21 protein-coding genes are annotated in these 26,475 nt (G+C 69.9%); 8 read left to right on the top strand and 13 right to left on the bottom strand.

Going from position 1 to position 26,475, the window contains the following annotated elements; all coding sequences use genetic code 11:
• The 4 genes from H5J31_RS29000 to H5J31_RS28985 form a co-directional block, all read right to left on the bottom strand.
• On the bottom strand, window positions 1–1,285 hold a 1,285-nt coding region (locus tag H5J31_RS29000), incomplete at its 3' end, for a DEAD/DEAH box helicase (protein WP_181775831.1).
• 367 nt (window positions 1,286–1,652) lie between these two features.
• Window positions 1,653–2,687, bottom strand: coding sequence for a lytic polysaccharide monooxygenase auxiliary activity family 9 protein (locus H5J31_RS28995; RefSeq protein WP_328701642.1), 1,035 nt, complete (start codon window positions 2,685–2,687; stop codon window positions 1,653–1,655).
• Between the two features lie 225 nt (window positions 2,688–2,912).
• Complete coding sequence (locus tag H5J31_RS28990) at window positions 2,913–3,863, bottom strand: serine protein kinase RIO (RefSeq protein ID WP_181775829.1); 951 nt, start codon at window positions 3,861–3,863, stop codon at window positions 2,913–2,915.
• 376 nt (window positions 3,864–4,239) lie between these two features.
• On the bottom strand, window positions 4,240–7,104 hold the full coding sequence (locus tag H5J31_RS28985) for an ATP-binding protein (protein ID WP_181775828.1): 2,865 nt from the start codon (window positions 7,102–7,104) through the stop codon (window positions 4,240–4,242).
• Between the two features lie 270 nt (window positions 7,105–7,374).
• On the opposite strand from H5J31_RS28985, the gene H5J31_RS28980 reads away from it, so the two are divergent.
• From H5J31_RS28980 to H5J31_RS28970, 3 genes are all read left to right on the top strand, one after another.
• On the top strand, window positions 7,375–8,538 hold the full coding sequence (locus tag H5J31_RS28980) for a S8 family peptidase (protein ID WP_181775827.1): 1,164 nt from the start codon (window positions 7,375–7,377) through the stop codon (window positions 8,536–8,538).
• Window positions 8,538–10,085 carry a S8 family peptidase gene (locus H5J31_RS28975; protein ID WP_181775826.1) on the top strand — a complete coding sequence of 516 codons (1,548 nt, stop codon included), beginning with the start codon at window positions 8,538–8,540 and terminating at the stop codon, window positions 10,083–10,085. The genes H5J31_RS28980 and H5J31_RS28975 overlap by 1 nt, the downstream gene beginning before the upstream one ends.
• A gap of 70 nt (window positions 10,086–10,155) precedes the next feature.
• A complete protein-coding gene (locus H5J31_RS28970) occupies window positions 10,156–11,688 on the top strand; it encodes a phytoene desaturase family protein (protein ID WP_181775825.1) in 1,533 nt (510 codons plus the stop codon).
• 116 nt (window positions 11,689–11,804) lie between these two features.
• Here H5J31_RS28970 and H5J31_RS28965 read toward each other — a convergent pair whose 3' ends face one another.
• Entirely contained in the window at window positions 11,805–13,256 is a 1,452-nt protein-coding gene (locus H5J31_RS28965) for a trypsin-like serine protease (protein WP_181775824.1), read from the bottom strand.
• Window positions 13,257–13,343: 87 nt separating this feature from the next.
• Complete coding sequence (gene yaaA / locus H5J31_RS28960; protein WP_181775823.1) at window positions 13,344–14,099, bottom strand: peroxide stress protein YaaA; 756 nt, start codon at window positions 14,097–14,099, stop codon at window positions 13,344–13,346.
• A gap of 59 nt (window positions 14,100–14,158) precedes the next feature.
• On the opposite strand from yaaA, the gene H5J31_RS28955 reads away from it, so the two are divergent.
• On the top strand, window positions 14,159–15,127 hold the full coding sequence (locus tag H5J31_RS28955; protein ID WP_181775822.1) for a GNAT family N-acetyltransferase: 969 nt from the start codon (window positions 14,159–14,161) through the stop codon (window positions 15,125–15,127).
• 72 nt (window positions 15,128–15,199) lie between these two features.
• The gene (locus H5J31_RS28950; RefSeq protein WP_181775821.1) at window positions 15,200–16,135 is read left to right on the top strand and encodes a phosphotransferase family protein; all 936 of its coding nucleotides are present in this window, start codon (window positions 15,200–15,202) and stop codon (window positions 16,133–16,135) included.
• An 18-nt stretch (window positions 16,136–16,153) separates the two neighbouring features.
• On the opposite strand, the gene H5J31_RS28945 is transcribed toward H5J31_RS28950, so the two are convergent.
• Together H5J31_RS28945 and H5J31_RS28940 are read right to left on the bottom strand one after the other, a co-directional pair.
• Window positions 16,154–17,056: a 2-hydroxyacid dehydrogenase gene (locus H5J31_RS28945; protein ID WP_181775820.1), complete on the bottom strand. Its 903-nt coding sequence runs from the start codon at window positions 17,054–17,056 to the stop codon at window positions 16,154–16,156.
• 28 nt (window positions 17,057–17,084) lie between these two features.
• Window positions 17,085–17,444 carry a VOC family protein gene (locus H5J31_RS28940; protein ID WP_181775819.1) on the bottom strand — a complete coding sequence of 120 codons (360 nt, stop codon included), beginning with the start codon at window positions 17,442–17,444 and terminating at the stop codon, window positions 17,085–17,087.
• A gap of 126 nt (window positions 17,445–17,570) precedes the next feature.
• Between H5J31_RS28940 and H5J31_RS28935 the strand changes: the two genes are divergently transcribed.
• Both H5J31_RS28935 and H5J31_RS28930 read left to right on the top strand, forming a co-directional pair.
• On the top strand, window positions 17,571–19,319 hold the full coding sequence (locus H5J31_RS28935; protein WP_181775818.1) for a proline--tRNA ligase: 1,749 nt from the start codon (window positions 17,571–17,573) through the stop codon (window positions 19,317–19,319).
• A complete protein-coding gene (locus H5J31_RS28930; RefSeq protein WP_181775817.1) occupies window positions 19,319–20,260 on the top strand; it encodes a hypothetical protein in 942 nt (313 codons plus the stop codon). Before H5J31_RS28935 ends, H5J31_RS28930 begins: the two co-directional genes overlap by 1 nt.
• On the opposite strand, the gene H5J31_RS28925 is transcribed toward H5J31_RS28930, so the two are convergent.
• From H5J31_RS28925 to H5J31_RS28910, 4 genes are all read right to left on the bottom strand, one after another.
• The gene (locus tag H5J31_RS28925) at window positions 20,197–22,401 is read right to left on the bottom strand and encodes a bifunctional lysylphosphatidylglycerol flippase/synthetase MprF (RefSeq protein ID WP_181775816.1); all 2,205 of its coding nucleotides are present in this window, start codon (window positions 22,399–22,401) and stop codon (window positions 20,197–20,199) included. The genes H5J31_RS28930 and H5J31_RS28925 overlap by 64 nt on opposite strands.
• Window positions 22,402–22,472: 71 nt before the next feature.
• Window positions 22,473–23,339 carry a hypothetical protein gene (locus H5J31_RS28920; protein WP_181775815.1) on the bottom strand — a complete coding sequence of 289 codons (867 nt, stop codon included), beginning with the start codon at window positions 23,337–23,339 and terminating at the stop codon, window positions 22,473–22,475.
• Window positions 23,336–24,298 (bottom strand): hypothetical protein, encoded by a 963-nt coding sequence (locus tag H5J31_RS28915; RefSeq protein ID WP_181775814.1) that lies wholly within the window; start codon window positions 24,296–24,298, stop codon window positions 23,336–23,338. The genes H5J31_RS28920 and H5J31_RS28915 overlap by 4 nt, the downstream gene beginning before the upstream one ends.
• 9 nt (window positions 24,299–24,307) lie before the next feature.
• Entirely contained in the window at window positions 24,308–24,994 is a 687-nt protein-coding gene (locus H5J31_RS28910; RefSeq protein WP_181775834.1) for an HAD hydrolase-like protein, read from the bottom strand.
• A 127-nt stretch (window positions 24,995–25,121) separates the two neighbouring features.
• On the opposite strand from H5J31_RS28910, the gene H5J31_RS28905 reads away from it, so the two are divergent.
• A complete protein-coding gene (locus H5J31_RS28905) occupies window positions 25,122–26,126 on the top strand; it encodes a YhgE/Pip domain-containing protein (RefSeq protein WP_181775813.1) in 1,005 nt (334 codons plus the stop codon).
• On the opposite strand, the gene H5J31_RS28900 is transcribed toward H5J31_RS28905, so the two are convergent.
• Window positions 26,064–26,474: a secondary thiamine-phosphate synthase enzyme YjbQ gene (locus H5J31_RS28900; RefSeq protein WP_093934754.1), complete on the bottom strand. Its 411-nt coding sequence runs from the start codon at window positions 26,472–26,474 to the stop codon at window positions 26,064–26,066. The two genes, H5J31_RS28905 and H5J31_RS28900, sit on opposite strands and share 63 nt — an antisense overlap.
• Between the last annotated feature and the right edge of the window lies 1 nt (window position 26,475).

Raw genomic sequence — 26,475 nt, 5'->3', positions numbered from 1 at the left:
CCGGCTCGCCGCTGGGCTGCTGCGCACCGGTGATGCGAGCGAGCTCGGCGTCGCCCGGGCGGACCGTGGTCTGCTCGGCGCGGACACCGGCGCGGTCGGTCATCCGGCGCACCATGCGGCGCTGGTCGTGCGTGACCAGCGTGACCACGACACCGGACGCCCCGGCGCGCGCGGTGCGACCGGCGCGGTGCAGGTAGTCCTTGTGGTCGGCGGCGGGGTCGACGTGCAGCACCAGCGAGATGTCGTCGACGTGGATACCGCGCGCGGCGACGTCCGTGGCGACGAGGACCGGGGCGTGGCCCTCCTTGAAGTCCGCGAGGACCCGGTTGCGCTGCCCCTGGGTCTTGCCGCCGTGCAGGGCCGCCGCGTGGACGCCCTTCTCGCGCAGGCGCTCGGTGAGGCGGTCCACGTGGTGCTTGGTGCGGACGAACATGATCGTGCGGCCCTCGCGGGCGCCGATCTCGGTGATGATGTCCTGCTTGTCCTGGTGCGACACCTGGAACACGTGGTGGTCCATGGTGGTGACGCTCGCGGTCGACGGGGCGACCGAGTGCGTGACCGGGTCGGTCAGGTAGGCGCGGACCAGGCGGTCGACGTCACCGTCGAGGGTCGCCGAGAACAGCAGACGCTGGCCACGGGCCGGGGTCAGGTCGAGGATCTCGCGGACCTGCGGCATGAAGCCCATGTCGGCCATCTGGTCGGCCTCGTCGAGGGCGATGAAGTTGACGTCCGACAGCGACGCGGTGCCCTGGCGGACGTGGTCCGACAGCCGGCCGGGGGTGGCGATCAGCAGGTCGACGCCGCGGGAAAGCGCGTCGGCCTGACGGGTGAAGGCCATGCCGCCGACGGCGGTGCGGCACCACAGGCCGAGGGACTTGGCCAGCGGGGTCAGCGAGTCGGCGACCTGCATGGCCAGCTCGCGGGTCGGGACCAGGATCAGCGCGCGGGGGTGCTTCGGACGCGCACGGCCGCCGTTGAGCCGGGTCAGCATCGCCAGGCCGAAGGCCAGGGTCTTGCCGGAACCGGTCTGCGCGCGGCCGAGGACGTCGCGGCCGGCGAGCGCGTCGGGGATGGTCGCCGACTGGATCGGGAACGGGGTGGTGATACCGGCGTCGGCCAGTGCCCGCAGCAGCGGCTCGGGAAGGCCGAGCTCCGCCCAGGTCTGGGCCTTGACCGTCTCGACGGCGTCGTCGCGAAGCATCGCGTCACCCGTGGGGCGGGTGCGCGGCTTGCGGTGCTGACGCGCCGACGGTGAGGTGTGGCCGGAGTTGAACGTGACTGTCACAAATGCCTCTCGGACGTGGCACGTCACAAGGAGGCCCGGGCTGCCCGCGCGCAGGCAGGGCAAGATGGTGTGCACAGATGGGCGTTCACAGGGACGAACCCGGCACACCGCGTCTGCGTGACACCGCGCGCCAATTGGTTGATACGGATACCGCGAGCCATTCGGTTGGCTTTGGAGGCGACGGACACCACTCATCCACGCCGCCGATTGCGGTCTAGGACTACTGTACCGGACCGTTATCCGGGCACCCACTCGGAGGGACCGATTGTGGGCAGGGTCTCCACTACGAGGCCGCCACCGCGTGTCATGAAAGGGTCTTTCAAGACACGATCCGTCTTGAAAGACCCTTTCATAACACTGTGGACGGTCAGTCGCCCTGACAGGTCACCGTTGGCTGCACGGGATTCGTGCCCGGTGAGTCGACGACGAGACCGAACGTCGTCTCCCCGTCGGGCGCGATCGCGCCGTTCCACGCGGCGTTGCGGACATTGACCACGTTCCCCGATTGGCTCAGCGTGCCGTTCCACAGGCCGGCGATCGTCTGGCCGGCGGGCAGCGTCCAGCCGGCGAGCCAGCCGCCGTACGCGGCCTTGCTGTGATTCATGATCGTGACGGTCGCCTGATATCCGCCGGACCAGGAATTCGTGACGGCGAACATCGCCATGCACGAGCCACCGCCGGACGGCGGCGACGTCGGCGTTGTCGGCGTTGTCGATGACGGCGGCGTGCCCGGGGCGTTGATGCCGGTCACTTCACCGTTGCCGCCGTCGAAGACGACGTCGGAGCAGCCGTAGAACGTCTCGGCGCTGTCGGAGCGTTTCCACACCGAGTAGACGACGTGCCGCCCGGTCTTGTTCGTGGGCAGCGCGCCGCTCCACTTGTACTGGCCGTCGACGGTGCCGACGGCGCCGGTCACCGGCGGATGGTCCACGGTGAGGAACGGCTGATCCTCCAGATCGTCCCAGCGCAGCGGACGGTTCGGATCCCAGCCGTCCTTGGTGACGTAGGTGTAGAACCAGCCCGGATGCGCGGCCCACGCGTTGTAGGAGAAGTCGAACGTCGCACCGGCCGTCAGATGGGTGAGCGGCCAGTCGCCGACGTCGTCGAATCCGGCGTACCCGGGATTGCCGCCCGAGCACAGCCGGCCGTCGGGGATGAAGCCGCGGGTGCGCCCGGCGCCGTCGGAACGCAGGACGGCGAACCAGTTGTAGAGCGAGTTCGCGCCGCTCGTCCGGACGGCGGCGGAGCAGGCGGGATTGTGCGGGACGATCTCGCCGGTCGGGGACAGGCCGTCCTTCCAGCAGAGGAACGTGCGGCTGCCCGGTTTCATCATCGCGCCGTGCGCCGCGGCGGTGCCGGTGTTCAGCACCACCGCGAGCACGCTCGCCAGTAGCAGGGTCACGACTGCCAGGACGGTACTTCGTTGTTTCGTCACGTCGGCTTCGCCCTTCTCCCATGCGGACATGGCCGCCGGTCCGCGGCGGCCGTAGGTATGGGAGCGCTCCCAGTAATAAGGGTAGAGCATCGCGGAGCAGGTCGGAAAGGGCTTTCAGGTGTCTCGAAGCGCGAGTGTCACAAGGGGTCCCCATGGGACCGGTTTCGATCCGTGGGGACCCCTTATGACACGTCAGCGGAGACCCGCGATCTCCTTCAGCTCCTCGATCAGTTCCGGAACCGCGGTCAATCGCTCCGGCAGCCCACGCGAGTGGAACCAGTTCGCGATGTTCCGCACGTCCCGCGTGAGGAACTCGAGCCCGCCCGGATTGGCGACGATGTCGACCACCTGCGGCAGATCGATCACCATGATCTGCCCGTTGTGGACGAGCAGGTTGTACGCCGAGAGGTCGCCGTGCGCGAGCCCCTGTGACGCCAGCAGCTCCAGCATCGCCGACGTCTGGAACCACAGTTCCCGCAGGTGTTCCGGTTCGGGACGGACCTGCGCCAGCCGTGGCGCGGCGGTCTCACCGTCGCCGAGGAACTCCAGCAGCAACTCGGTGCCGTCACGCTGCACCGGGTACGGCACCGGAGCGCCGACCGTCCAGAGCCTGCTCAGCGCGGCGAACTCCGCCACCGCCCACTGTTCGGCGATGAGGTTGCGGCCGAAGCTGCTGCGCGCCTCCATGGCCCGCATCTCCCGCGAACGCCGCATCCGCCTGCCTTCGAGATACCCGGCGTCGCGGTGGAACAGCCGGTGCTCGCCGCTGCGGTACCGCTTGGCGGCCAGCACCGTGCCCGGGGTGTCGGGCAGGCCGCGGCGGACGAGGTGGACGTCGGCCTCCTTGCCGGTCTTGAGGATGCCGAGTTCGATGTCCACCGCCGCCAGTTCGGTGATCACCCAGTCCGGCCGCGGATGCGGGCCGTGCTCGGCGTCGCCCCAGGTGCTCCAGCGGTCACCGCCGCCCGGGATGGCGGTTTCGGTGTAGGCGTCTTCACGCAGCCGGGCGAGCCGGACACGTTCGTCTTCGGTGAGCCGTCCGCTGCGCGTGGGTTCGGGCTCGTCGTCGAAACGGGCGCGACGGGTACGGCTCGGACGCGTGCTTTCGAAAGCGTGGTCTTCTTCGAGATCGTGCTTGCGCACTGGTGGGTTCTCCTAGTCAGGGGTGCCCCACCGGGCGAGCGTCGTGGCTCAGCCGCGAGGGGCGAGTGGATGGGGGCGGCCAACGCCCCGGACAGTCATCTGCACGACGCACCTCCCTGTCGCATCCACCGGCGCCCTGCCGGATCGCGCACGATCATCTCGGACACCGCCGGGCGTCCGCAACCGAATTAATCGGGGGGCCGTGAGTGGCGATTCGGGTTCTCTTGGTGGGGCGGGCAAAGGTGCCAGGGAGGGGTTGCGAAAGCCACTTTCGCAACGTTGAAGGTTGCGAAAGTGGCTTTCGCAACACGGCCGCGAGACCCGGCATCGAGCAAGGTCGCCGTTGCCGCGCCCCGCGTACGGCACGTTTGGCTCCCTACGCCGAACGCAGCCCCGCCAGCTCACTTCGGGACCGGACCTTCAGCTTCCGCAGCACGCTCGCGACGTGTTGTTCCACCGTGCGCCGGGAAAGGAACAGCACCTCGGCGATCTCCCGGTTCGTATGTCCGGCGGCGAGCAGCCTGGCGACGTCGCGCTCGCGTGGCGAGAGCTCGTCTCCGTAGCCGCGGCGGCCGCGTCGCGAGGGCGCGACGGCGCCGGTGGACCGGAACGCGTGGCGGCAGCGGGCCGCGTCGCGAGTGGCGCCCAGCTGGTCGAACGTCTCCGCGAGGGCGGCGAACGTCTCGGCGACGTCCTCGTTCCCGGCGAGACGACAGCGCGCGGCCCGTTCGGCGACCAGCGCCGCGTGATACGGCGCAGGGAGGGCGTCGTAACGAGTCCGTGCCTGTTCGAAGGCCTCGATCGCCTCGGCGTGGTCCCCTCGCGACGCCGCGACGAGCCCGCGGCTCGCGGACAGCGCCGCGTGGGTCAGGGGCGCGTCGAGTCCGCCGATCTCGCGTTCGAACTCGTCGGTCAACGCCTGGGCGGCGTCGTCGCGCCCGGTGACGCAGTACGCGTCGACGGCGGCGGACACCAGATCGGCACCCCACGCCCAGACACCCTTGGCACGCAACAGATCCAGGCCCTTCTCCGCCTGCGTGACGGCGGCCTCGCCCAGATCCTGGGCCAGCAGCATGCCCGCCATCCCGGCGTGCGCGGCGATCACCACCGGCGTGAACGCGTTCTCGGGCTGGTCCGCCGCGGTCCCGGCGAACCGGACCGCGGCCTCGTCCCATTCGCCGCGTGCGGCGGCGAGCAGCCCCAGCACCAGGCACAGTTCGCTGGTCACCGGCAGGAGGTCCCGGTACTCGTCGATCAGCGCGTCGGCGCGTTCGGCCAGCCCGTCCCAGTTCCCGGTGAGCCAGTCGGTGTGGACCGCCGTCGTGCGGGCCGTGCTGACGACGTACGGCGCCCCGCAGTCGGCGGCCAGTTGCATGCCACTGCGCAGCAGGCTCCGGGCCCGCCGGTGATGGCCGATCCAGGCGCAGGCGTCGGCGCTGTTGCAGTGCAGCCGCGCCAGATGCCGCTGTTCGTCGGCCGAACCGACGCCGGTGGGCACCCGGTCCAGCATGTCCCAGCCCCGCGCGTCGCCGATGTGCAGCCGCGACGCGACGTTGTTCGCCATCAGGATGATCCGCAGCCGCCGGTCGGTGGCCCGTTCGACGAGCTCGTCGACGCGGTCCATCCACCGCCGGTGCTCCCGCAGCGGGGTCGCGCCGACCCACGGCTGGGCGAGTACGCCCATCCCGCGTCCGGCGAGGTCGGGGCGGTCGGGAAGGTCGTTGACGGCGAGCTCGATCTCCGTCCGGGCCGCCTCCAGTCCGCCCGCCTGGCGGACCAGCAGCAGCCCGAGTCCCAGCCGGACCTCGCCGCTCAGCCGTCCGGACAGCCTGCCGTCGGTGAGCAGCCGTTCCAGCGCCGGGATGACCTCGGCCTGGCCGAGGCCGTTGCACGCCACGGAACTGAACTTGACCGCGAGTCTGTCCACATCGGACGGTTGCAGTCCCGGTTCGTCGAGCAGCGTGCGGAGCAGGTCCGTCGCGGTGGCGAGGTCGCCGACCGCGGACGCCTGATCCGCGGCCGCCTCCCCGAACTTCAGCGCGCCCGCCCGGTCGCCGGCTTTGCGACAGTGTTCGGCGAGCCGCACGAGGGACTGCGGGAGGCGATCGCGCAGCAACCGGGCCGCTCGCCGATGCAGTTCCTGCCGGTCGGGGCCCGGGATGGTGCGGTAGACGGCCTGCTGGGCGAGCGCGTGCCGGAAGCCGTACTCACCTTCGCCCGCCTCCACCAGGACATTGCGTTCGAGCGCGAGGATCAGTGCCCGGTGCGCGCGTTCCGGGGTCAGCGCGGCCGCGGCGGACAGCAACTCCGAAGTGGACGGAGTGCCGAGGACGGCGGCGGCCTCGGTGATCCGGCGGGCGGCGGGCGGCAGCGCGGCGAGCCGCTCGACCGTCGCCTCACGCAACAGCGCCGGGACTTCGACGGCGTCGAGAAGGCGGCGCGCGGTGATGCCGTCGGCATGCACCGCGCCTTCGACCTCGCCGATCGCGTGCAGGGTCTCCTCGACCACGAACGGGATCCCCGCGGTCCGCTCGTGCAGCCGCGCGGCGAACTCCGCCGACACGTTCGGCTCGCCGAGCAGGGCCGACGCCAGCGCCTGGACGCCGTCGCGGTCCAGCGGCCGGAGCGTGACGTGCACGTGTTCGGTGCCGGGCGCGGGCCGGTAGGCGCTGCCGAGCGGGATGCCGCCGGGCGTCTCCTCGCGCCGGTAGGTGAGCAGAAGGGTGAGCCCGGTGGGCGGGTCCGTCATCAGGAAGCGCAGCAGACGACGCGATCCGTCGTCGGCCCAGTGGAGGTCTTCGATGAGGAGGACGTGCGGGCCCAGCGAGCCGAGCAGTTCGCGGACGGCGCGGAAGAGCCGGTGCCGTTCGGCCCTCGGGTCGCCGAGCCGGGGCGGCGGCTCGGGGAGGAAGGCCGCGAGTTCCGGCAGATAGGGTCCGAGTACGCCGGTCACGGGGCTGAGTTCGCCCGACGGGCGGACGTCTTTGAGCGCGTCGAAGACGACCCCGTACGGGAAGGGTTCGCGCAGCGGCTGGCAGCTTCCGGAAAGGACCGGCCGTCCGCCCAGTTCCGGGCAGGCCAGTAGTTCGGTCGCGAGCCTGGTCTTGCCCACGCCGGCTTCACCTTCGAGGATGATCACCGCGGGCGACCGCATCGCGCCGTCGAGGATCCGCCGTAGTTCCACATCACGGCCGACGAGAACAGGAGAACTCGTCCTGCGTCGGCAGCCACCGATCACCATGCCGGGTCACCCCCGCTTCACGAACAACACCGTTCGAGTGAACGCAGCTTAAGCGCGTGTTCAGCACTCACGGAACCCGCTCGGACGGTCACACAACTTTCGTAGGGATGGTGATTTTCCCTATTAGATACGTAGTCCTACGGACCGTTGCCTCGCTTGTTCGTGCAGGTACCGCCACCCGAAAGTGATTCCAGCGTGACTGCTCGTCACGGCGTCGGCCCGGATTCCCGCCGACGCGAACCACCTGTTCGAGTGAACGGAGCTCAGGAAATGCGTGGAGAACTTCGACGTCACCGGATCGCGGGTGCGGTGCTCACCGGGGCCTGTGTAGCGGCCTCGCTGGCCTTCGCCGGATCTGCCACGGCCGCCGAGGGGCAGATCCGCGGCGCCGGTGTGCCGGGAGCCGTCACGGACGGGTACATCGTCTCGTTGAAGAGCGGCGACGCCGGTCTCGCGGCGAAGTACGGCGGTCAGGTGAAGGCCACCTACAGCGCCGCGCTGAACGGCTTCTCGGCGAAGATGACCGAGGCCCAGGCCAAGCGGCTCGCCGCCGACCCCAACGTGGACTTCGTCCAGCAGGACGCCGTCGCACATATGCTCGGCACCCAGACCAACCCGACGTGGGGTCTGGACCGGATCGACCAGAAGAACCTGCCGCTCGACAAGAAGTACACGTACCCGAACGACGGAGCCGGGGCCACGGTCTACGTCCTCGACACCGGTGTCGACTACCGGCAGGCCGAATTCGGTGGCCGCGCGACCAGCGGATACGACTTCATCGACAACGACAGCGATGCCCGTGACTGCCAAGGGCACGGCACGCACGTCGCCGGCACCGTCGGCAGCGCCACCTACGGCGTCGCCAAGGGTGCCAAGATCGTGTCCGTCCGTGTGCTGAACTGCCAGGGCAGCGGCCAGTACTCGCAGATCATCAGCGGGATCGACTGGGTCGTGAAGAACGCCAAGGGCCCGTCGGTGCTCACCATGAGCCTCGGTGGACCGGCCGATTCCGGAGTGGACTCCGCCGTGCGCCGCGCCGTCTCGGCGGGCATCACCAACACGGTGGCTTCGGGGAATTCCAACACGGACGCCTGCTCCACGAGCCCGGCCCGCGTACGTGAGGCCATCACCGTCAACGCCACCCAGAGCGACGACCGCCGGTCCACGTTCTCGAACTACGGCAGCTGCACCGACATCTTCGCGCCGGGCACCAACATCACCTCGACCCGTAACGGTGGCGGTACCCAGCAGATGAGCGGCACCTCGATGGCGACCCCGCACGTCGCCGGCGCGGCCGCGATCTACCTGACCTCGCACCCGTCGGCCAACCCGGCCGCCGTGGCCTCCGGTCTGGCGAGCGCCGCCACCAGCGGTGTCGTGACGAGCCCGGGCTCCGGTTCGACCAACAAGCTGCTGAACGTGGCAGGCCTCTGATGCGCCGCGGCGTGCGGGCCGGTGTGGTGGCCTTCGCGGCCACCGCGCTGGCCTCGCTCGCCGCCGGCAACGCCGTCGCCGCGCAGGCGGAAGGCGTTGTCGTGCAGGCGAATCAGCACTACGGGGATCAGTACATCGTGGAGCTCCACGACGTCGGCACCCTGGCCGTCGAGCAGTCGTCGGCCTCCCTGACCGGCCGCTACGGCGGTGAGGTCCGCTCGGCGTACAAGAACGTGCTGCGCGGCTTCTCGGTCAAGGGCATGTCGGAGCAGCAGGCCCGCCGGCTCGCGGCCGATCCCGCGGTCAAGGCGGTCTACCAGGACGGCACCGCGCGTGCCGTCGGCACCCAGACCAACCCCACCTGGGGCCTGGACCGGATCGACCAGAAGAACCTGCCGCGGGACAAGAGCTTCACGTACCCGAACACGGGCGAGGGCGTGACCGCGTACGACCTCGACACCGGCATCAACCCGGAGAACCCGGAGTACGAAGGCCGTGCCTCCATCGGCAAGGACTTCGTGGGCGGCAACGGAAAGGACTGCAACGGGCACGGCAGTCACACCGCGGGCACCATCGGCAGCAAGACCTACGGCGTGGCGAAGCAGGTCAAGCTCGTCGGGCTGAAGGTGCTGGGCAACGACTGTTCGGGCAACGGTCCCGACTCCGCCATCGTCGACGCGGCCGAATGGCTGACCGCGAACGGCACCAAACCGGCGGTGGCGAACCTGAGCCTGCGGATGGACCAGGTCGGGCTCGGCGACGACGTCATCAAGAAGTCCATCGCGGCGGGCTTCGTCTACGTGGTGGCGGCCGGCAACGAGAACCAGAACGCCTGCAACGTCAGCCCCGCGCGCATCCCCGAGGCGATCACGGTCGGCGCCTCGGACGAGAACGACAACAAGTCCTCGTTCTCCAATCACAGTTCGTGTGTGGACATCTTCGCCCCTGGCAGCAACATCACGTCGCTGTCCACCTCGAACGGCGGTTCCGCGAACATGAGCGGGACGTCGATGGCGACCCCGCACGTGGCCGGGGCGGCGGCGCTGTACCTGGCCGCGAATGCCGGCGCCACCGCGCAGCAGACGCGGGACGCGCTGGTGAACAACTCCTCGGACGGCGTGCTCAAGGGCCTGCCGAGCGGGACGGTCAACAAGCTGCTGAACGTGTCGTTCATCGGCGGCGGTGGCCCCGGCCCGAAGTGCGGGGCGAAGTCCAGTACGACACCGGTGTCCATTCCGGACGCGGGTGACGCGGTGACCAGTTCGGTGACGCAGGAAGGCTGCGACGGGAAGGCGTCGGCGACGCTGCCCGTCAAGGTCGACATCGCGCACACCTACACCGGTGACCTGGCGATCGACCTGATCGGACCGAGCGGTGCGGTATTCGGTCTCAAGCAGGCGGGAGGGATCGGCGAGGCGAGCGGCGTGCACACGTCGTACACGGTGAACGCCTCGTCCGAATCGGCGAACGGGACCTGGAAACTGCGGGTCCGTGACGTTTACCGGTTCGACAGCGGGACGATCGAGGGCTTCTCCATCACCTTCTGAGTCCTTGCGAACGGCGGTGCGCCGCGGTCACGATGACCGCGGCGCACTGTCGTTTCGCTGGGAGGCTTGGATGGAGACGCATGACGTGGTCGACGCCGTGATCGTCGGTGGCGGGCACAACGGCCTGGTGGCGGCGGCCTACCTGGCCAGGGCGGGCCGTTCGGTGCTGGTGCTGGAACGCCGCGACGAGGTCGGCGGTGCGGCGGTGTCGTTCCGCGCCTTCCCCGGCGTCGACGTCCGTCTTTCGCGGTACTCGTACCTGGTGAGCCTGTTGCCCCGGAAGATCATCGCGGATCTCGGGCTCGGCCTCGATCTCCGGCGGCGGCGGATGTCGTCTTATACGCCCGTCGGCGACGGCGGTCTCCTTGTCGACACGGGCGACGACGGCCGGACCTCGGCGTCGTTCGCGGGGCTCACCGGGTCCACAAAGGACTTCGAGGCCTGGCGGCGGTTCTACGCGATGACCGCACGGGTCGCCGAACGGACGTTCTCGACACTGACGGAACCCTTGATGTCCAGGGAAGAACTGCGGTCACGTATCGACCAGGAGGCGTGGGACACGCTGTTCGAACGGCCGATCGCCGAAACGGTCACCGGGATGTTCGACGACGACACCGTTCGCGGCGTCGTCCTGACCGACGCGCTGATCGGTACCTTCGCCGACGCCGGCGACTTCCGGCAGAACCTGTGCCTGCTCTACCACGTGATCGGTAACGAGACCGGTGACTGGGACGTCCCGGTCGGCGGCATGGGTGCCGTGACCGGCGCGCTCGCGGCCGCCGCGCGGGAGGCCGGGGCCCGGTTGGTGACCGGCACCGAAGTGCTCGCGATCGATCCGGACGGCTCGGTGCGTTATCGGCTCGGTGACGACGAGTTCGCCGTGCGCGGCGGGCACGTGCTGGCGAACGTCGCGCCCCGGGCGCTCGTGCGGTTGCTGGGGGACGAGCCGCCGGAGGCGCCGGAAGGCGCGCAGCTCAAGGTGAACATGGTGCTGTCGCGACTGCCGCGGCTGAAGGATTCGAGCGTCGATCCGCGCGAGGCGTTCGGCGGCACGTTCCACGTCAACGAGGGGTACTCGCAACTGGCGACGGCATACGCGGAGGCCGCCTCGGGACGGATCCCGTCGCTGCCGCCGTGCGAGATCTATTGCCATTCGCTGACCGACCCGTCGATCCTCGGCCCGGCCGAACGGGCCGCCGGGGTGCAGACCCTGACGTTGTTCGGGCTGCACATGCCGGCCCGGCTCTTCGAAGGCCGCAACGACGCCGCGCGTTCGGAGGCGCTGCGGGCGACGTTGTCCTCTTTGGATAGTGTGCTCGCCGAGCCGATCGAAGACCGCGTGCTGCGTTCACCGGACGGACGGTTGTGCATCGAGGCGAAGACGCCCTTGGACCTCGAAGCGGAACTCGGGTTGCCTGCGGGGCACATCTTCCATCGGGATCTGTCGTGGCCCTACGCGGCCGACGAGTCTCAGGTCGGACAGTGGGGTGTCGAGACGGCGCACGAGCGGGTGCTGCTCTGCGGTGCCGGGGCCGTCCGGGGCGGTGGGGTTTCGGGGATTCCTGGGCACAACGCCGCGATGGCTGTGCTTTCTCGGTCCTGATGGTGGCCTGGGTCGTGAGTGGTAAGGGTCGTTCTAACCCTCCTTATCACTCACGACCCCCAGGCGAGGCGAAGGCCCCCACCTGTGACGGTGGAGGCCTTCGCGGACTCGGGTGACTACTGCACTGTCAGGGTGTACGTGGCGGTGGAGGTCTTGCCCGCCGAGTCCGTCGCGGTGACGGTCACCGGGTAGGTACCGCGCTGGAAGGGCGCGACCACCTGCATGGTCGAGCTACCGCCGCTGGAGATCGTCTTCGGGTTGAAGAACGGCGCGAACGGCAGGCCCTGCCCGGACGCCGACAGCGTGATCGTCCCCGTGCCGCCGGTGGCGGAAACCGTGACGTTGCTGAAGAAACCGGGCTGCGTGGTGCCGCTGCCGGGGCTGACGCTCACCTGGAGGTTGCCAGGCTGCGGGCCGCCGGCGCCGACGGTCAGCGTGAGGTTCGCGGTCGCCGTGTCGGTGGTGCCCTTGCCGGAAATCGTGACGGTGTAGTCCTTTTCGGCCGTTCCGGCGGGAACCTCGATGCTCACCTTTGCCGACTCACCCGAGTTGATGGACGCGGGCTGGAAGGTGGCCTTCGCGCCTTCCGGAAGCCCGGTCGCGCTCAGGTCGACCTTCTCCGCGCCGTTCTTGCCGGGCTTGCTGGTCACCGTGGCCGAAACGTATTTGCCCGGCTCGACCTTGAGCGAGGACGGCGTCACCGCGAGCGAGAACGTCTCCGGGTTCTGCGGAGTGCCGATCTTCTCCTTGACCCAGTCGCCCATGTCGTTGTTGAGCCGGCCGTAGACGCTGTACCACTTGAAATCGCTGCGGCTCCACGACGCGACGCCGACGACCTTGCCGTCCACGATCAGCGGTCCGCCGCTGTCACCCGGCAGGATCGTGACGTGGCCGTCGCTGTAGCCGCTGCAGATCATCGTGGCGTCCTTGAAGCCCGCGCCGACGCCGTTGCAGCTGCTGCCCTGCACGATCGGCAGCGTGAACTTGTGGAGTTCGACGTTCGCGGGACTGTCGTTGTGGTTCTTCTTGCCGTAGCCGAGCCCGAGCCCGGACTTGCCCGGCTTGTTCAGCTCCGTGTCGGCCGACGTCGCGACCTTCGCGTACTGCCCGCCCGGCACCGGGATGTCGGCGTCGGTGGTGACGACGGCGACGTCGTAACCCTGGTCGAAGTTGACGTACTTCGGGTGGATGTCATAGCTGACGACACCGATCCGCGTCCCGCCGCCGGCGTTGAGATCGTCCAGCCCGTAAAGGAAACTCTTCTCGCCTTCGGCCGCCTTGCAGTGCGCGGCGATCAGGATCTTGCGTGGCGCGACGACCGAGCCGGTGCACGTCTGGCCTTGCGGCCGCGTCCCGCCTTGGCGCAGGCCCGCGATGATGAACGGGTGGTCCTTGACCGAGGCGGGGGTGCCGCCGATGGAGTTCGTGTGCAGTCCACCGGGGACCACCGCCTGGTCCGTCGGGGTGACGGCGGGCAGGTTCGCGGCGGCCGCCGGCGCGGGCAGGAGGACCGAGAGGCAGCCGAGGGTGGCGGTGGCGATCCCCAGTAGCCGTTGTCTTCTGTTCACGGTGGTTCCTTTCCAGGTGGCTGGAAATCACTTTCCGCATCCGCACCTGGCGGAACAACCGAGGAAGAGGCACGTAGGGGTACGGAACTAATGCACGCCGTCGCCGGTGAGCAGTTCCAGACTGTGGTCGCCGGTGCGTTCGACGTCGAGACCCGCCTTCGACAGCACCCGGATCAGCTGTTCCACAGTGGACGGTTCGCTGCGGGACTTCACCAGCTCGGCGGCCAGCCGTCCCTTGTAGGCCTTGTTGAAGTGGCTCACCGTCGTGCGGTTGCCCTTGGCGTCCTCGGTCACGACGCGCACGGTGACCGCGTCCGGCCGGAGCTTCGCCAGCGCCGAGTACGTTCCCGAGCGCAGGTCGACGACGAGCCCGTCGATGCCCTGGAGCACCGGTTCGAGCACGGGCTTCCACACGCTGCGGATCGTCCCGAGCGACGGCAGCGCGTTCCCGCCGGAGAGCCGGTACGCGGGGATCGGGTCGGTGGCCGCGACGACGCCGAACAGCGCCGACGCGACGGCGAGGCGCTTCTCGGCCTTCGCGAGCGTCGCCTTGGTGAAGGACTTGATGTCGAGCGCGTCGTAAAGCACCCCGGTGTAGCGGCGCAGCGCGGGCATCGTGGACGAGGTCCACAGCTCGGCGTTGCGGGCGACCTCGTCGGCTTGGCGCGGCGTGATGCCGAGCGCGGCGACACTGGCCGGCACGTCGCCCGCCAGTTCGGCCAGCGCGTCGGCCAGCTTCGCCCGGGTCGGGTTCAGTTCCGGGAACGACAGCGCGCCGAGGTCCAGCGGCGCGCCGGTGCCGCCGGCGGCCTTGGTTTCGGAAGGGGGGAGCAGCACGAGCACAACGGAAGCGTAACTAAATGGAATGCGTCACCCCGAGGCGCGGGCTTAGCCTCGTCCGCATGAGCCTGACCTGGCGCCCGCTGACCTTGGACGACATGCCGCAGTTGGCGGCCACCTTCGCCGCGGCGGAGCGTGTCGAGCCGATCGACGAGCATTACAACGCGGAGGACCTCGCCGAGGAGATCGGTTCGCCGAACGTCGACCTGCCGACCGCGACCACCAGCGCGTGGGACGGCGACACGCTGGTCGCCTACGGTCTGCTCAGGCGCCGCGACGCGGCGAATCCGGCGCATATGGTGCGGGTCGAGACGCTCGTGCATCCCGAGTACCGCGACGACGCGATCGCCGAGCACCTCGCCGGGTGGTTCGAGGAGACCGGTAAGCAGGTCCACGCGAAAGCCTTCCCGGACGCGCCGTTGGAACTGCACGCCGCCGCCAACACCAAGCAGCGCTGGCTCACCGACGTGCTCTTGAACTCCGGTTACGAGCACGCCCGGTGGTTCGTCGACATGCGGGCCGACCTCGCGTCGATCCCGCCGGCCAAGCCGCTGCCCGAAGAGTTCCCGCTCGTCACCTACGAGGAGAAGTACGAGGCGCTCACCCTGCGCTCCCGCAATGAGACCTTCGCGGATCACTGGGGGAGCACCGACCAGTCCCTGGAGGCTTGGCGGCATCTGGTGGTCGGCGGCAAGGACTTCCAGCCGGACCTGTCCTTCCTGCTGCTGAGCCCGGAGCGCGACAGGGTCGTCGCGATGGTGCTGAGCGCGTTCTTCGCCTCCGACGCGGCCGTTACCGGCGTGAAGGACCTGTACGTCAGTCACGTCGCGACCGACGCCGCCCTCCGCGGCCGCGGGATCGCGGGCGCCCTGCTCGGGCACGCGATCGCCCAGGCCAAGGCGAAGGGCTTCCAGCGGGCTTCGCTCAACGTCGACCAGGACAACTCCCACAACGCTCTCGGCGTCTACGAGCGCGTCGGGTTCAGCGAGCATCAGCGCTGGGGCGGGTACGTGAAGCCCATCCCGACCTGACCGGTTCTCACCCGAAAGAGTGGTTTTCGGTAGAGTCGATCTTCTCTGAGAGATCGCGGGGGTGGTAGGGCGTTGCCGGTTTCCGCACGCCTCGGCTGGCATGACCTGCCGTCGGCGACGCGTGACACCGTGGAGCGTGAGCTCGGGTCGGTGGTCCGCCGTTCGCTGTGGCAGACCCCGGAATTCGACGGCGGTGTCGCCGCGAGGCTCGAACTCGACCGTGGCCATAGCTGGGTCTTCCTGAAAGCGATCCCGGCGGGCAGCCCGCGAGCGGGCGGCTATCGGACCGAGGCCGCCATCGCGCGAAGGCTGCCCGTGGAGGCGCCCACGCCGAAGCTGTTGTCCTTTGTGGACAGCGACTGGCTGGTGCTCGCGTTCGCCGACTTCGACGGTGCCAGGCCGAACCTGCGGCCGGGATCACCGGATCTCTCCGCGGTCCTGGCCACCTTCGGCGCGCTCGGGCGCACGCTCACGCCCTGTCCGCTGCCCGACGTCCCGGACGCGCTCGACGACCTCGGGCCGCTCCTGCGCGGCTGGCACGAACTGGCGAAGGAGCCGCCCGCCGATCTGGACGCCTGGGCCGTCCGCAACCTCGACAGGCTCGTCCAGCTGGAGACGTCGTGGCATCCCTGGGCGGCCGGGGACACCTTGCTGCACAACGACATCCAGCCCGAATACCTGGTGCGGACCGGGCCGGGCCGGGTGCTCGTCACGAACTGGCGCTACCCGGCCCGCGGCGCGGGCTGGCTCGACCTCGTGGCGCTCGTCCCGTACCTGCTCGACGCCGGCCACGAGCCCGCCGACGTCGATCGTCTGCTGCGGCGGCGCCCCGTGCTGGCCGGAATCCCGGTCTGGGCGGTCACCGCGTTCGGTGTCGCCCTGGCCGGGCACGCCGAACGGGCCGGACGGTTACCGGAACCACCGGCGACGACCGGGGTCCGCGCGGCACAGCGCCGCCTCGCGGCGGGGATGCGCGACTGGCTGGCCTACCGCACCCACTGGCACTGACACACTGAACGCGAGCACTCAGCCGACCAGGTTCACCGGCTCCTGACCTGCGGCGAACCGGCGCAGCTGGTCGGTGACCAGCCGCTTCGCACGCGGGTGGAACGACGCCGAACCGCCCGCGATATGCGGTGTGATGACCACGCCCGGCGCCGTCCACAGTGGATGGTCCGACGGCAGCGGTTCCGGATCGACGACGTCCAGCGCGGCGCGCAGCCGCCCGGCGACGGTCTCGGCCGTGAGGGCCGCGGTGTCGATCGCCGAACCCCGGCCGACGTTCACCACCAGGGCACCGTCTGGCAGCGCGGCGAGTTCCGCCGCGCCGAGCAGGCCCATGGTCGCGGGCGTCTCCGGCAGGATCAGCACCACGATTTCGGCCGACGGCAGCAACTCCGCCAGTTCGCCGACGCCGTGCACCCGGTCCTCGGGCCGCGCGGTGCTCGCCACCCTGGTCACGACCGCTTCGGCCGCGAGTAGTTGCCGCTCGATGGCCTGGCCGATCGAACCGTGGCCGACCAGCAGCACGCGGCTGTCGGCCAGCGAGCGCGTGTGCTCGCGCTCCCACGAGCCCGTCGCCTGTTGCGCGAACCAGCGCGGCAGATCCCGCTGCGACGCGTGGATCAGCGCCAGCGCGTGCTCCGCCACGCTGAGGTCGTGCAGGCCGCGGCCGTTGGCGAGCTTCACCCCCGCCGGCACCAGCGGGAGCAGCTTCTCCACTCCGGCCGAAAGCGACTGCACGAGCTTCAGCGACGGCAGCCGATCGAGCAGCTTCAGCGGCTCCGACCCGGTGTCGTACGGCAGCACGTAGACCTCGACGTCATCGAGATCGCCGTCCGGCAGCGGGCCGGTGCCGTCGTACAGGCGGGCGCTCAGCCCTTCGGGCAGCTCGATGTCGGACCAGGGCAGGACGGCTCGCTCGCTCATACCGCCATTCTGACCAGCGGGACCGGTCCTAACCCTGGTGGGTCGCGACGCAGAACTCGTTGCCCTCCGGATCGGCCAGCACCGTCCACGACGCGATGCCCGGCTCGTCGTGCTTCGACAGCTCCCTGGCGCCGAGGCCGACCAGTCTTTCCACCTCCTTCTCCCGCTCTTCGGTCAAGAAATCCACATGCACCCGGTTCTTCCCGGAGCGCTCCTCCGGCACCTGCTGGAAGGCGAGCGCCGTCGCGTTCTCCGAGGCCGGCTGCAGCACCACGTACCCGCCCTCGAGATCCATCGCCACCTCCACGCCGAGTGCCTTCGTCCAGAACCCGGCGAGTTCGCGCGGCCGAAGACAGTCGATCGTGATCAGAGCCTGCTGAATACCCATGGCCGCACGCTAGCCCCGCCCACCGACAAAACGGACAGCCCGCGATAACCGGTTGAAGCGCCCCGGGGCGGGGTGACTACGCTGCGCAGAACGTCTAAGCGCGTAATTCCAGCGAGGAGCCCAGAAGTGATCACCAGGATGTCGTCGTTGTTCCTTCGCACTCTGCGTGAGGATCCGGCGGACGCCGAGGTACCGAGCCACCGGCTCCTGGTACGTGCCGGCTACGTCCGCCGAGTCGCCCCGGGTGGCTACTCCTGGCTGCCGCTGGGCCTGCGGGTGCTGCGTCGCATCGAGAACGTCGTCCGCGAAGAGATGAACGCGATCGGCGCGCAGGAGATCCAGTTCCCCGCGCTGCTGCCGAAGGAGCCTTACGAGGCCACCGGCCGCTGGACCGAGTACGGCGACAGCCTGTTCCGGCTCAAGGACCGCAAGGGCAACGACTTCCTTCTCGGCCCGACGCACGAGGAGCTCTTCGCGCTCACCGTGAAGGGTGAGTACAACTCGTACAAGGACTACCCGGTCGTCCTGTACCAGATCCAGACCAAGTACCGCGACGAGGCGCGCCCCCGCGCGGGCATCCTCCGCGGCCGCGAGTTCGTCATGAAGGACTCCTACTCCTTCGACCTCGACGACGAGGGCCTGGCGAATTCGTACGAGCTGCACCGCCAGGCCTACACCAAGCTGTTCGACCGCCTCGGCATCGAGTACGTCGTCGTCAAGGCGACCTCCGGCGCGATGGGCGGCTCGGCCTCCGAGGAGTTCCTCGCCGTCGCCGAGACGGGTGAGGACACCTACGTCCGCAGCACCGAATCGGGTTACGCGGCCAACGTCGAAGCGGTCACCACACCCGCTCCCGAGGCGAAGCCCATCGAAGGTCTGCCCGAGTCGAAGGTCCACCACACGCCGAACACGCCGACCATCGAATCGCTGGTCGCGTTCCTGAACGGTGCCGACCTCGGCCGCACCTTCACCGCCGCGGACACGCTCAAGAACGTCCTGGTGAAGACGCGCCAGCCGGGTGCGAAGGAGTGGGAACTCCTGGCCATCGGCCTTCCCGGTGACCGCGAGGTCGACACGAAACGTCTCGAAGCGTCCCTTGAGCCCGCCGAGTTCGAGTTGCTCGAAGAGGCCGACTTCGCGAAGAACCCCTTCCTCGTCAAGGGCTACATCGGTCCGAAGGCGCTGAAGGACAACGGCGTCCGCTACCTGCTCGACCCGCGCGTCGCCGACGGCACCGCCTGGGTCACCGGCGCCGACGAGCGCGATCACCACGTGGTCGACCTGGTCGCGGGCCGCGACTTCACCGGCGACGGCACGATCGAGGCCGCCGAGGTCCGTGAAGGCGACGCTTCGCCCGACGGCAAGGGGACCCTGGTCGCCGCACGCGGTATCGAGATCGGGCACATCTTCCAGCTGGGCCGCAAGTACGCCGACGCGTTCGAACTGGACGCGCTGGGCCCGGACTCCAAGCCCATCCGCATCACCATGGGCTCCTACGGCGTCGGTGTCTCGCGGCTGGTCGGCGTGCTCGCCGAGCAGAACCACGACGACCTCGGCATCGTCTGGCCGCGCGAGGTCTCGCCGTTCGACGTGCACGTCGTCATCGCCGGCAAGGACGAGACGATCGCCGCGGGCGCGGAGAAGCTCGCCGCCGAACTGGACGCCGCCGGTGTCGAGGTCGTCCTCGACGACCGCAAGTCGTCTCCGGGCGTCAAGTTCGCGGACGCCGAACTCGTCGGTGTGCCGACCATCCTGGTGGTCGGGCGCGGCCTGGCGAACGGCGTCGTCGAGGTCAAGGACCGCCGCACCGGCGACCGCGAAGAGATCGCCGTCGACGCGGTGGTGGAACACCTGGTCAAGCTCGTCCGGTCGTAATGGGCCTGTTCGGCAAGAAGCGCGGGGAAAACCCGGGCTACGAGGACAACGCGGCGCTGGACGGGTTCGGGGGCTATCAGCCCTCGGACTCGTCCGGCTACACGCCGGCTCCTGAGCCCGCCCCAGCCGCTGAACCGGCGCCGGAGCCGCAAGAGCCGGCGAAGCAGCCGATGTCCCGCAGCGGGCGAAGGGCCATGTACGGCTTCTTCGCCACGCTCGGCGTCATCGCGGTCGCCGCCCTGGCGAACAACGGCGACAACTCCTCGGAGAGCAGCGCGCCGACGAGCCGGAAGCCGAGCGTCTACACACCGTCGCCGCAGGTCGTGAGCCCGCCGTCCATCGAAGGCTGGCAATCGGTCACCGGGGGAGACGGCACGTACGCCTACGACGTCCCGCCCGGCTGGACGCCGAAACCCGGCACCGTGCACGGCTGGGAGAAGACCGCCGCCGTCCCCGGCAGCACCATGGCCACCAGCGCGTTCTTCGGCGACGGTTTCTGCCCGCAGGAGCGGAGCAGCAAGCTGGCGGGCAGCGGCGTGCGGAGCGAGAAGACCGCGGACCCCGCCGCGGCCGCCCTGAAAGCCGCTTCCGACCTCGCCGTGAGTGCCTACAGCCCGGACGAGGGACCGCTCGCGACGTTCACCGCCTCGCCGGTCCAGCCGACGGAGATCCCGCTCGCCTCGGGCGCGAAGGCCCCCGCGAGCATCGTGCTGCTCGACGTCGTCCCGGTGCAGAGCAACGTCTGCGTCTCCAAACGCGCCGTGGTCGGCGCGCTCGCCGTCGCGTCCGGGGACAAGTCGCTCACCATGCTGGTCTATTCGGATCAGGACCGGCCCGGGATCGCGGACCGCGAGCAGATCCTGAAGATCCTCAAGACCTACCGGGGCGTCCCGGCGGCCGACCGCAAGACCATCACGCCGCCGCCTTCGACGCTGCGCTGATCTCCGTCGGGCCGAACTCCTTTGGGCTGAGCCTTCTTGCCGGAGCGGGCGAGTTTCGCCAGCCGCAGGAGACCGGTGTTCGGCAGGTAGGCCCGGCCGAGCGCGACCCCGATCCGCGGCAGATCCGCCTCGTCGCGGAACGCCAGGTACAGCGGCACGTGGCGCGGCTGGAACTTCGCCTTGAAGGCGTGCAGCGAACGGAATCCGTAGAACGGCTCCATCATCGTGCCGAGGGCGTCCAGCACGCGTTCGACGGCGTGCGCGGGTTCGCCGGAGCTCGCCAGCGGGGCACCGGACAGCGACACGAACTTCGCGCCTTCCTCCCGGAAGGCCAGGCACGACGACGCGATCAGGAACTCCATCGAGGGCCGGAAACCGTCGGCGCGTTTGCGCATGACGTCGAGCGTCCAGCCGCCGATGGCACCGGCGCCGGTGTGGACCGGCAGCCACGACGTCACGCCGTGCACCACGCCGTCGGCGTCGACGGCGAGGCCGACCCGGGTCTCCGGATCCATCGCCTCGTCGACCCCGCCGAGGGTGAAGCCCATTTCCGGCATGCCCTTGTCGCTGATCCAGTCCTCGGAGATCGCGCGGACCTGCGAGATCACCGAACGCGGCTGATCGGCGAGCCGGACCAGCCGGAACTCGATGCCGTCCTTCTTGGCGCGGTTGATCGCGGTCCGCACGTCCTGCCAGCGCTTGCCGCGGAATTCGAGCGTTTCCAGTTCGATCAGGGTGTCCTCGGCGACCTGGACGTGCTTCCAGCCGAGGCTCTTCGTCGTGGCGGTGGTGTCGCCGGTGGCGGAGAACAGGCACGGCACGAGGCCGGTGTTCTCGCACATCGTGATGAACTCGGCGATCGTCCGGTCGGCGGCGCCGTCGGGCGCGATCGGGTCGCCGAGTGCGATGGCGACACCGGCGTGGCGGCGGTAGGCGAGGTAGGACTTGCCGTCCGCGGCCACGAAGTACGAGTTCTGCGGCCAGGTCGTCATCCACGACAGCGTGCTGCCGCCGTGCCTGCTGAGCAGCGTCCGGGCCAGCGCGGGGTTGCCCATCCGGCCGAGGCGGCGGCGCTTCCGCCGTGACGGCACGCGGAAGGCACCGCGGGCGGAGATCAGCAGCACGAACTCGACCGTCCACAGGAGGTTGTCCACGAAGAAGAGCGGCGGATCCGAAAGCCCGGTGTCCTCACCGAGGACCTCGGCCAGCGCGAGCAAGCCGCCGTACGCCATCACCTGCAGGATGACGAACGAGGTCAGGATCATCGCGCACCACCAGGCGACCTGGCTCCCCTTGCGCAGGCCGTTCATGATCGGCACCACGATCAGGCACAGGACGACGACTTCCCAGGTGGAGAGCGAGAGTTCCTCGGACGAACCGAAGGGGCCGTTGCCCGGTACGAAGGACATCACCAGCTCGGCGACCGTCAGCACCAGCAGGCCGGCGACGGCGTAGAACCGCCACTCGCGCAGGCTCGGGCGCCGTTCGCGGGAGGAGCCCTTCGCACCGACGAACCGGCGGCCGAACGGCAACGCCAGGACCAGCGCGAAGAAGTGCACGAGGTCGGCGAGGGTGCCGACGAAGATGATCGCGATCCCGGCGTACACGCACAGTCCGGCGCGCAATCGCAGGCGCCAAGGCGGGCGCAGGGTCGCGCTGGCGACCGCGACCGCGGCGAGCGCGCCCCCGGAGAAGCCGACGTCGAGGCTGCCGCCGACGCGTTCGGCCCATTCCCAGCCGGAGTTGCGGCTCAGCGCGAGGAACTGGACGGCCACCAGCACGCTGACGAACTGTCCGCCGATCGCGACGGTCATCGCGCGGCGGGTACCGAGCCGCCATTCCGCGAAGCCGGCGAACAACGCGAAGCTGAGCACCATCGGCAAGTAGTACAGCGGGACGACCGCGAACAGCGGTCCGGTGAGCAAGGTCCACCACCGGCCTGATTCGAGCGACGGCAGACCGTACGCGATGTACGGGTACACCGCGCGATCCTCGGCGGCCGACCAGAGCGCGCCCGTGGCCAAGGCGAGCGCGAGCATGGTCACCGTGACGAGGGTCGTGAAAGGCAGCCGTTGCCTCAGTACCGTGGCGATCTTGTGCGTCCGGCCCGGCGCGGCCGTCCCGCTTCCCCCTGTTGGCATGGAAATCAAGGTAGGCGCGGGGGCCGGTCGGCCACATCCGGCACGGGACCCATATTTCCCTTAGGGGAGTGCTACTCCCGGCGGATGCTTCCACCCATCTTGAGGACGACGTCCCTGGCTACGGCGTCGGGGATCTCCTGGTCCGCCAGTACCAGGAGGACGTGGTAGCGGCCGGAGCCGGGCAGCGCGCGCAGGGGCAGCGCGATCGCGGTGATCGAGACCGAGGGAGCCGAGCACGGTCCCTCGGCGGTGGGGACGACGGTGGTGGTCACGGCGGTGGCGATCGCGCCGCCTTCGAACACCGTCACCGGCCCGGACACGCCGATTTCGGTCTTCGGGGACCGTCCGCCGCCGATCGAGCCATACGCGGCTTCGGCCCAGCGCAGGGTCGTTTCCTCGGCGGCCTGGGCGATGCCGCCGACCTCGCCCTCGTCGATCGTGGTGAACCCCGCCATCGCCCGCGCCGAGAGTTCGGGGCCGGGGCAGAAGTCGCGGCGGAACCGCGCGACGCCCTGCAACGTGACGAGATCCCCGGAAGGCGTCTCGTAGCCGACGGCGACGTCGGGCTCTTCGATGGTCCAGTCCGGCGGGACGTCGAAGACGAGCGGGTGATCGTCGGACAGCACCGGCTGCCAGCCCGCGATCACCGGGGCGATCCGGGTGGGCATCACCGGATCCGGCAGCACCAGGTCCTGGGAGGAAGGCCGCGGGGCCGCGGTCTTGGCCTGGTAGGTGGCCGTCGTGCCGACCGCGAGGACGAGGACCAGCCCGAGCACGCCCAGCGTGGGCATCAGCCGGAAGCGCCGCCGCGGCGGGACGGCGTCCCGGACGACGGGCAGCGGGCCGGTCTGTTCGGCCTCGGGTTCGAGCGGCTGCCCGGTGAGCGGATCGACGAGCCACGGTCGCGGTTCGTCGGGGCGCCCACCGGGGCCGGTCATTGCTGTGGCCTCAGACTCGTGAGGATCTTCTGGGCCTCCGCCTCGGGGAACGCGTCCGGGGTGCCCTGATCGAAGACCAGCACGAAACAGATGGTCTGCGTGCCGGATTTGAACGCCGCCGAGGTCACCTTCACACTCGGTGCCCGGCATTCCTCGGTCTCGGGCGGGATGAACGTGCCGGTCGAACTGACCGCCTGGATAGCGCCGTTCGCGATCGGGACCTGCTTGATCTCCGGCAGCGGCACGTCGGCCTTCCCGGTCGCGGACTGGATCCAGAGCCGGACGGCGCCCCGGGCGGCGTTCTCGACCGGGATCTGGTCCGCGGTGGCGAAGCCGACCACCCCGCGGTTCGAGCCGCGCGCGTCCGGGCAGGCGCCGAGTTTGTAAGTCGACGCCTCGTGGACGACCATCTTGAACTCGCCCTCGTTGTAGCCGACGATCTGGCCCGGTTCGGTCTCCCAGCCGGTCGGGGGCAGGTCGTAGGCCGCTTTGTCCTTCGCCGACAGGATCCCCTGCCAGCCGGCGGTGGTCGAGGGGACCTTGTTGTCCTTGGGCGCGCCGCTGCTCGTCGAGGGCGGTTTCGACGCGGAGGACGACGGCGGCGGCGCGGAGGAGGACGGTGGGGGACCGGCCTGCGGCTGCGGATCGTCGCCGTCCCGCAGCACGAAGAAGAGGGTGGCGCCGACGGCGATCACCAGGACGAGCGCGCCGAGGCCGATCCAAAGGCCCTTCTTGCCCTTCTTCGGCGGTTCCGGCGCGAAGCCCTGGTAGGTCTGCTGAGGGAACTGCTGGAAGCCCTCCTGCGGGTACTGCTGCTGATATCCCTGGTACTGCTGGGGATCCTGCGGGTACTGGGCATACTGCGGCGGGTTCTGCGGCGGATATCCCTGCTGCGGGGGTTGCTGCTGGTAGGGCTGCTGTGGTTGCTCCGGCCAGCCGTTGCCGCCTGGGTATGCCATGGATCGAGCTTAGTTGGCGTCCCCGAGCACGGCCGCACGTACCGCTGCCAGGTCGGAGAGGTCGCCGAGCACGGTGTGCGCGCCCGCGTCGGCCAGTTCCTCCGCACTGAACTGCCCGGTCGCCACGGCCACCGCGACCGCGCCGTTGTCCAGCGCGGCCCGCACGTCGTCCGGGGTGTCGCCGATGACCACGACCGACGTCGGCGCGAACTCGGTGCCGTGTTTCTCCGAGGCGCGGCCGACCGCGGCGGGCACCAGATCGGGCCGGTGCGCGGAAAGCGAGCCGTAGCCGCCGATCTCGAAGTCCACGTGCTCGTGCAGGTCGAACGCGGTCAGTTTGTGCACGGAGATCTCCGGCAGGTTGCCCGTGACCAGTGTCTGGACGACGCCGCCGTGCGTGGCGAAGTCGTTCAGCGCGTCCTTGGCGCCTGGCAGTGCTCGCCCGTTCGAGGCCAGCGTCGGGGCCTGGTTTTCGGAGACCGCGATCAGCGCGAGCCAGAGCGCGCGCACGTTCTCTTCGGTGGCCTCGACACCGTGCGAGGTCAGGATGTCCGTGCTGATGGCGCGTTCGGTGCGGCCGCCGAAACTCGGCAGCCGCCGCAGTTCGACGCCCGCGACTTCGGCGAGCGCGGCGGTGTACCACGCGGCGCCGAGACCGCGCAGGTCCACGAGGGTCTGGTCGATGTCCCACAGCACGAGCCGGTGCGGAGTAGTCACGCCGCCGACGGTACCGGTGACCTTATTCAACGTCTGTTGACTTCCGGCGGACGGGAGCCTACCTTGGCACCTAATTCAACAAGTGACGAATAAATGGAGGACGGTCATGCCGACCCCGATACGGCGCCCCGCCGGGGCGTTCGCCTTAGTCGCCGCGGCCGCCGGTGCGCTGGTCGCCGTCGTACTCGGCTTTCTCACCTTCGGCGCGCAGGCCACGGTCGCGCCTGACGGCCTCCCCGTCGCCGTGGCGGCGCCTCCGGGCCCGCTCGAAGCGGCCGCGAACCGGATCGCCACCCACGGCGGAGGGCAGCTGTCGTGGCGGGTGACGTCGCCCGAAGAGGGCCGGAAACTGTTGGAGGACAAAGAGGTCTACGGCGTCCTCGAACTCCCGGCGACCGTCGTGGTCTCCGGTGCGGTGAACCCGTCCGGGACGCAGATCGCGCAACAGGCGCTCACCGGCGCCGCGCAGGCGCTCGGCGGGACGCCGAAGGTCGAGACACTGCACGCGGCGAGCGCGGCGGGCCGGGTCGCCCCGCTCGCACTGAGCGCGCTGGCGTGGGTCGGCTGCCTGGCCGCGGGTGCGGTGCTGGTCCTGGCGGGACGCCGGATCGGCCGGGAGGCGGGGGCCGCGGCCCGGTTCACGCAGATCGTCGCGGCGGGTGTGCTGGTGACCGGTGTGCTGGCCGGCTTCCTGAAGCTGTGGGACTCCTCGCTCCCGCTCGGCTGGGAGGTCCTCGGGTTCCTCTTCCTGACCGCGACCGGGTTCGCCGCCTTGCAGACCGGCCTGCTGCGCGTCCTCGGCGTCCGGGCGATGGCGATCCTCGGGCCGCTGTACCTGGTCGCGCCGGCCGTCGCGGGGCAGGTGCCGGAACTGCTGAACCCCGCGTACCGGGCGGTGCTGTGGTCGTGGACGCCGTTCCGGTTCTCCAGCGAAGGCCTGCGGAGCCTGCTTCAGGGGGTGCCCGGCGCACCCGACGTGACGACCGGCGCCTGGGTACTCGCCGGTCTCCTGGCCGGAGGGCTGGTGCTGGCGCTGTGGCCGGGCCGTTCAGCCCTCCAGCAGGCTGAAGCGGACGCGCCGGACGGGGTTGTCCAGGTTGGTGTCCACTAGACAGACCGACTGCCAGGTACCCAGCGTCATCACGCCGCCGAGTACCGGGATCGTCGCGAACGGCGGCAGCAGCGCGGGCAGCACGTGGTCCCGGCCGTGACCGGGGCTGCCGTGCTGATGCCGCCAGCGGCCGTCACGGGGAAGCAGTTCGTCGAGCGCCGTAAGCAGGTCTTCGTCACTGCCCGCGCCTGTTTCGAGGATCGCCAGCCCGGACGTCGCGTGCGGGACGAAGACGTGCAGGATCCCGTCCTCGGCGTCCGCGTCGCGCAGGAACGTCTCGGCGTCCTTGGTCAGGTCGTGCACCACGGCCACGCTGCCGGTGCGCACCTCGATCTCCGTGGAGTACATG

This window comes from Amycolatopsis pittospori, from assembly GCF_013870525.1.
Lineage (GTDB): Bacteria > Actinomycetota > Actinomycetes > Mycobacteriales > Pseudonocardiaceae > Amycolatopsis > Amycolatopsis pittospori.
Note: the sequence above shows the minus strand (reverse complement) of the source record. Positions and strands in the feature narration are given on the sequence as shown.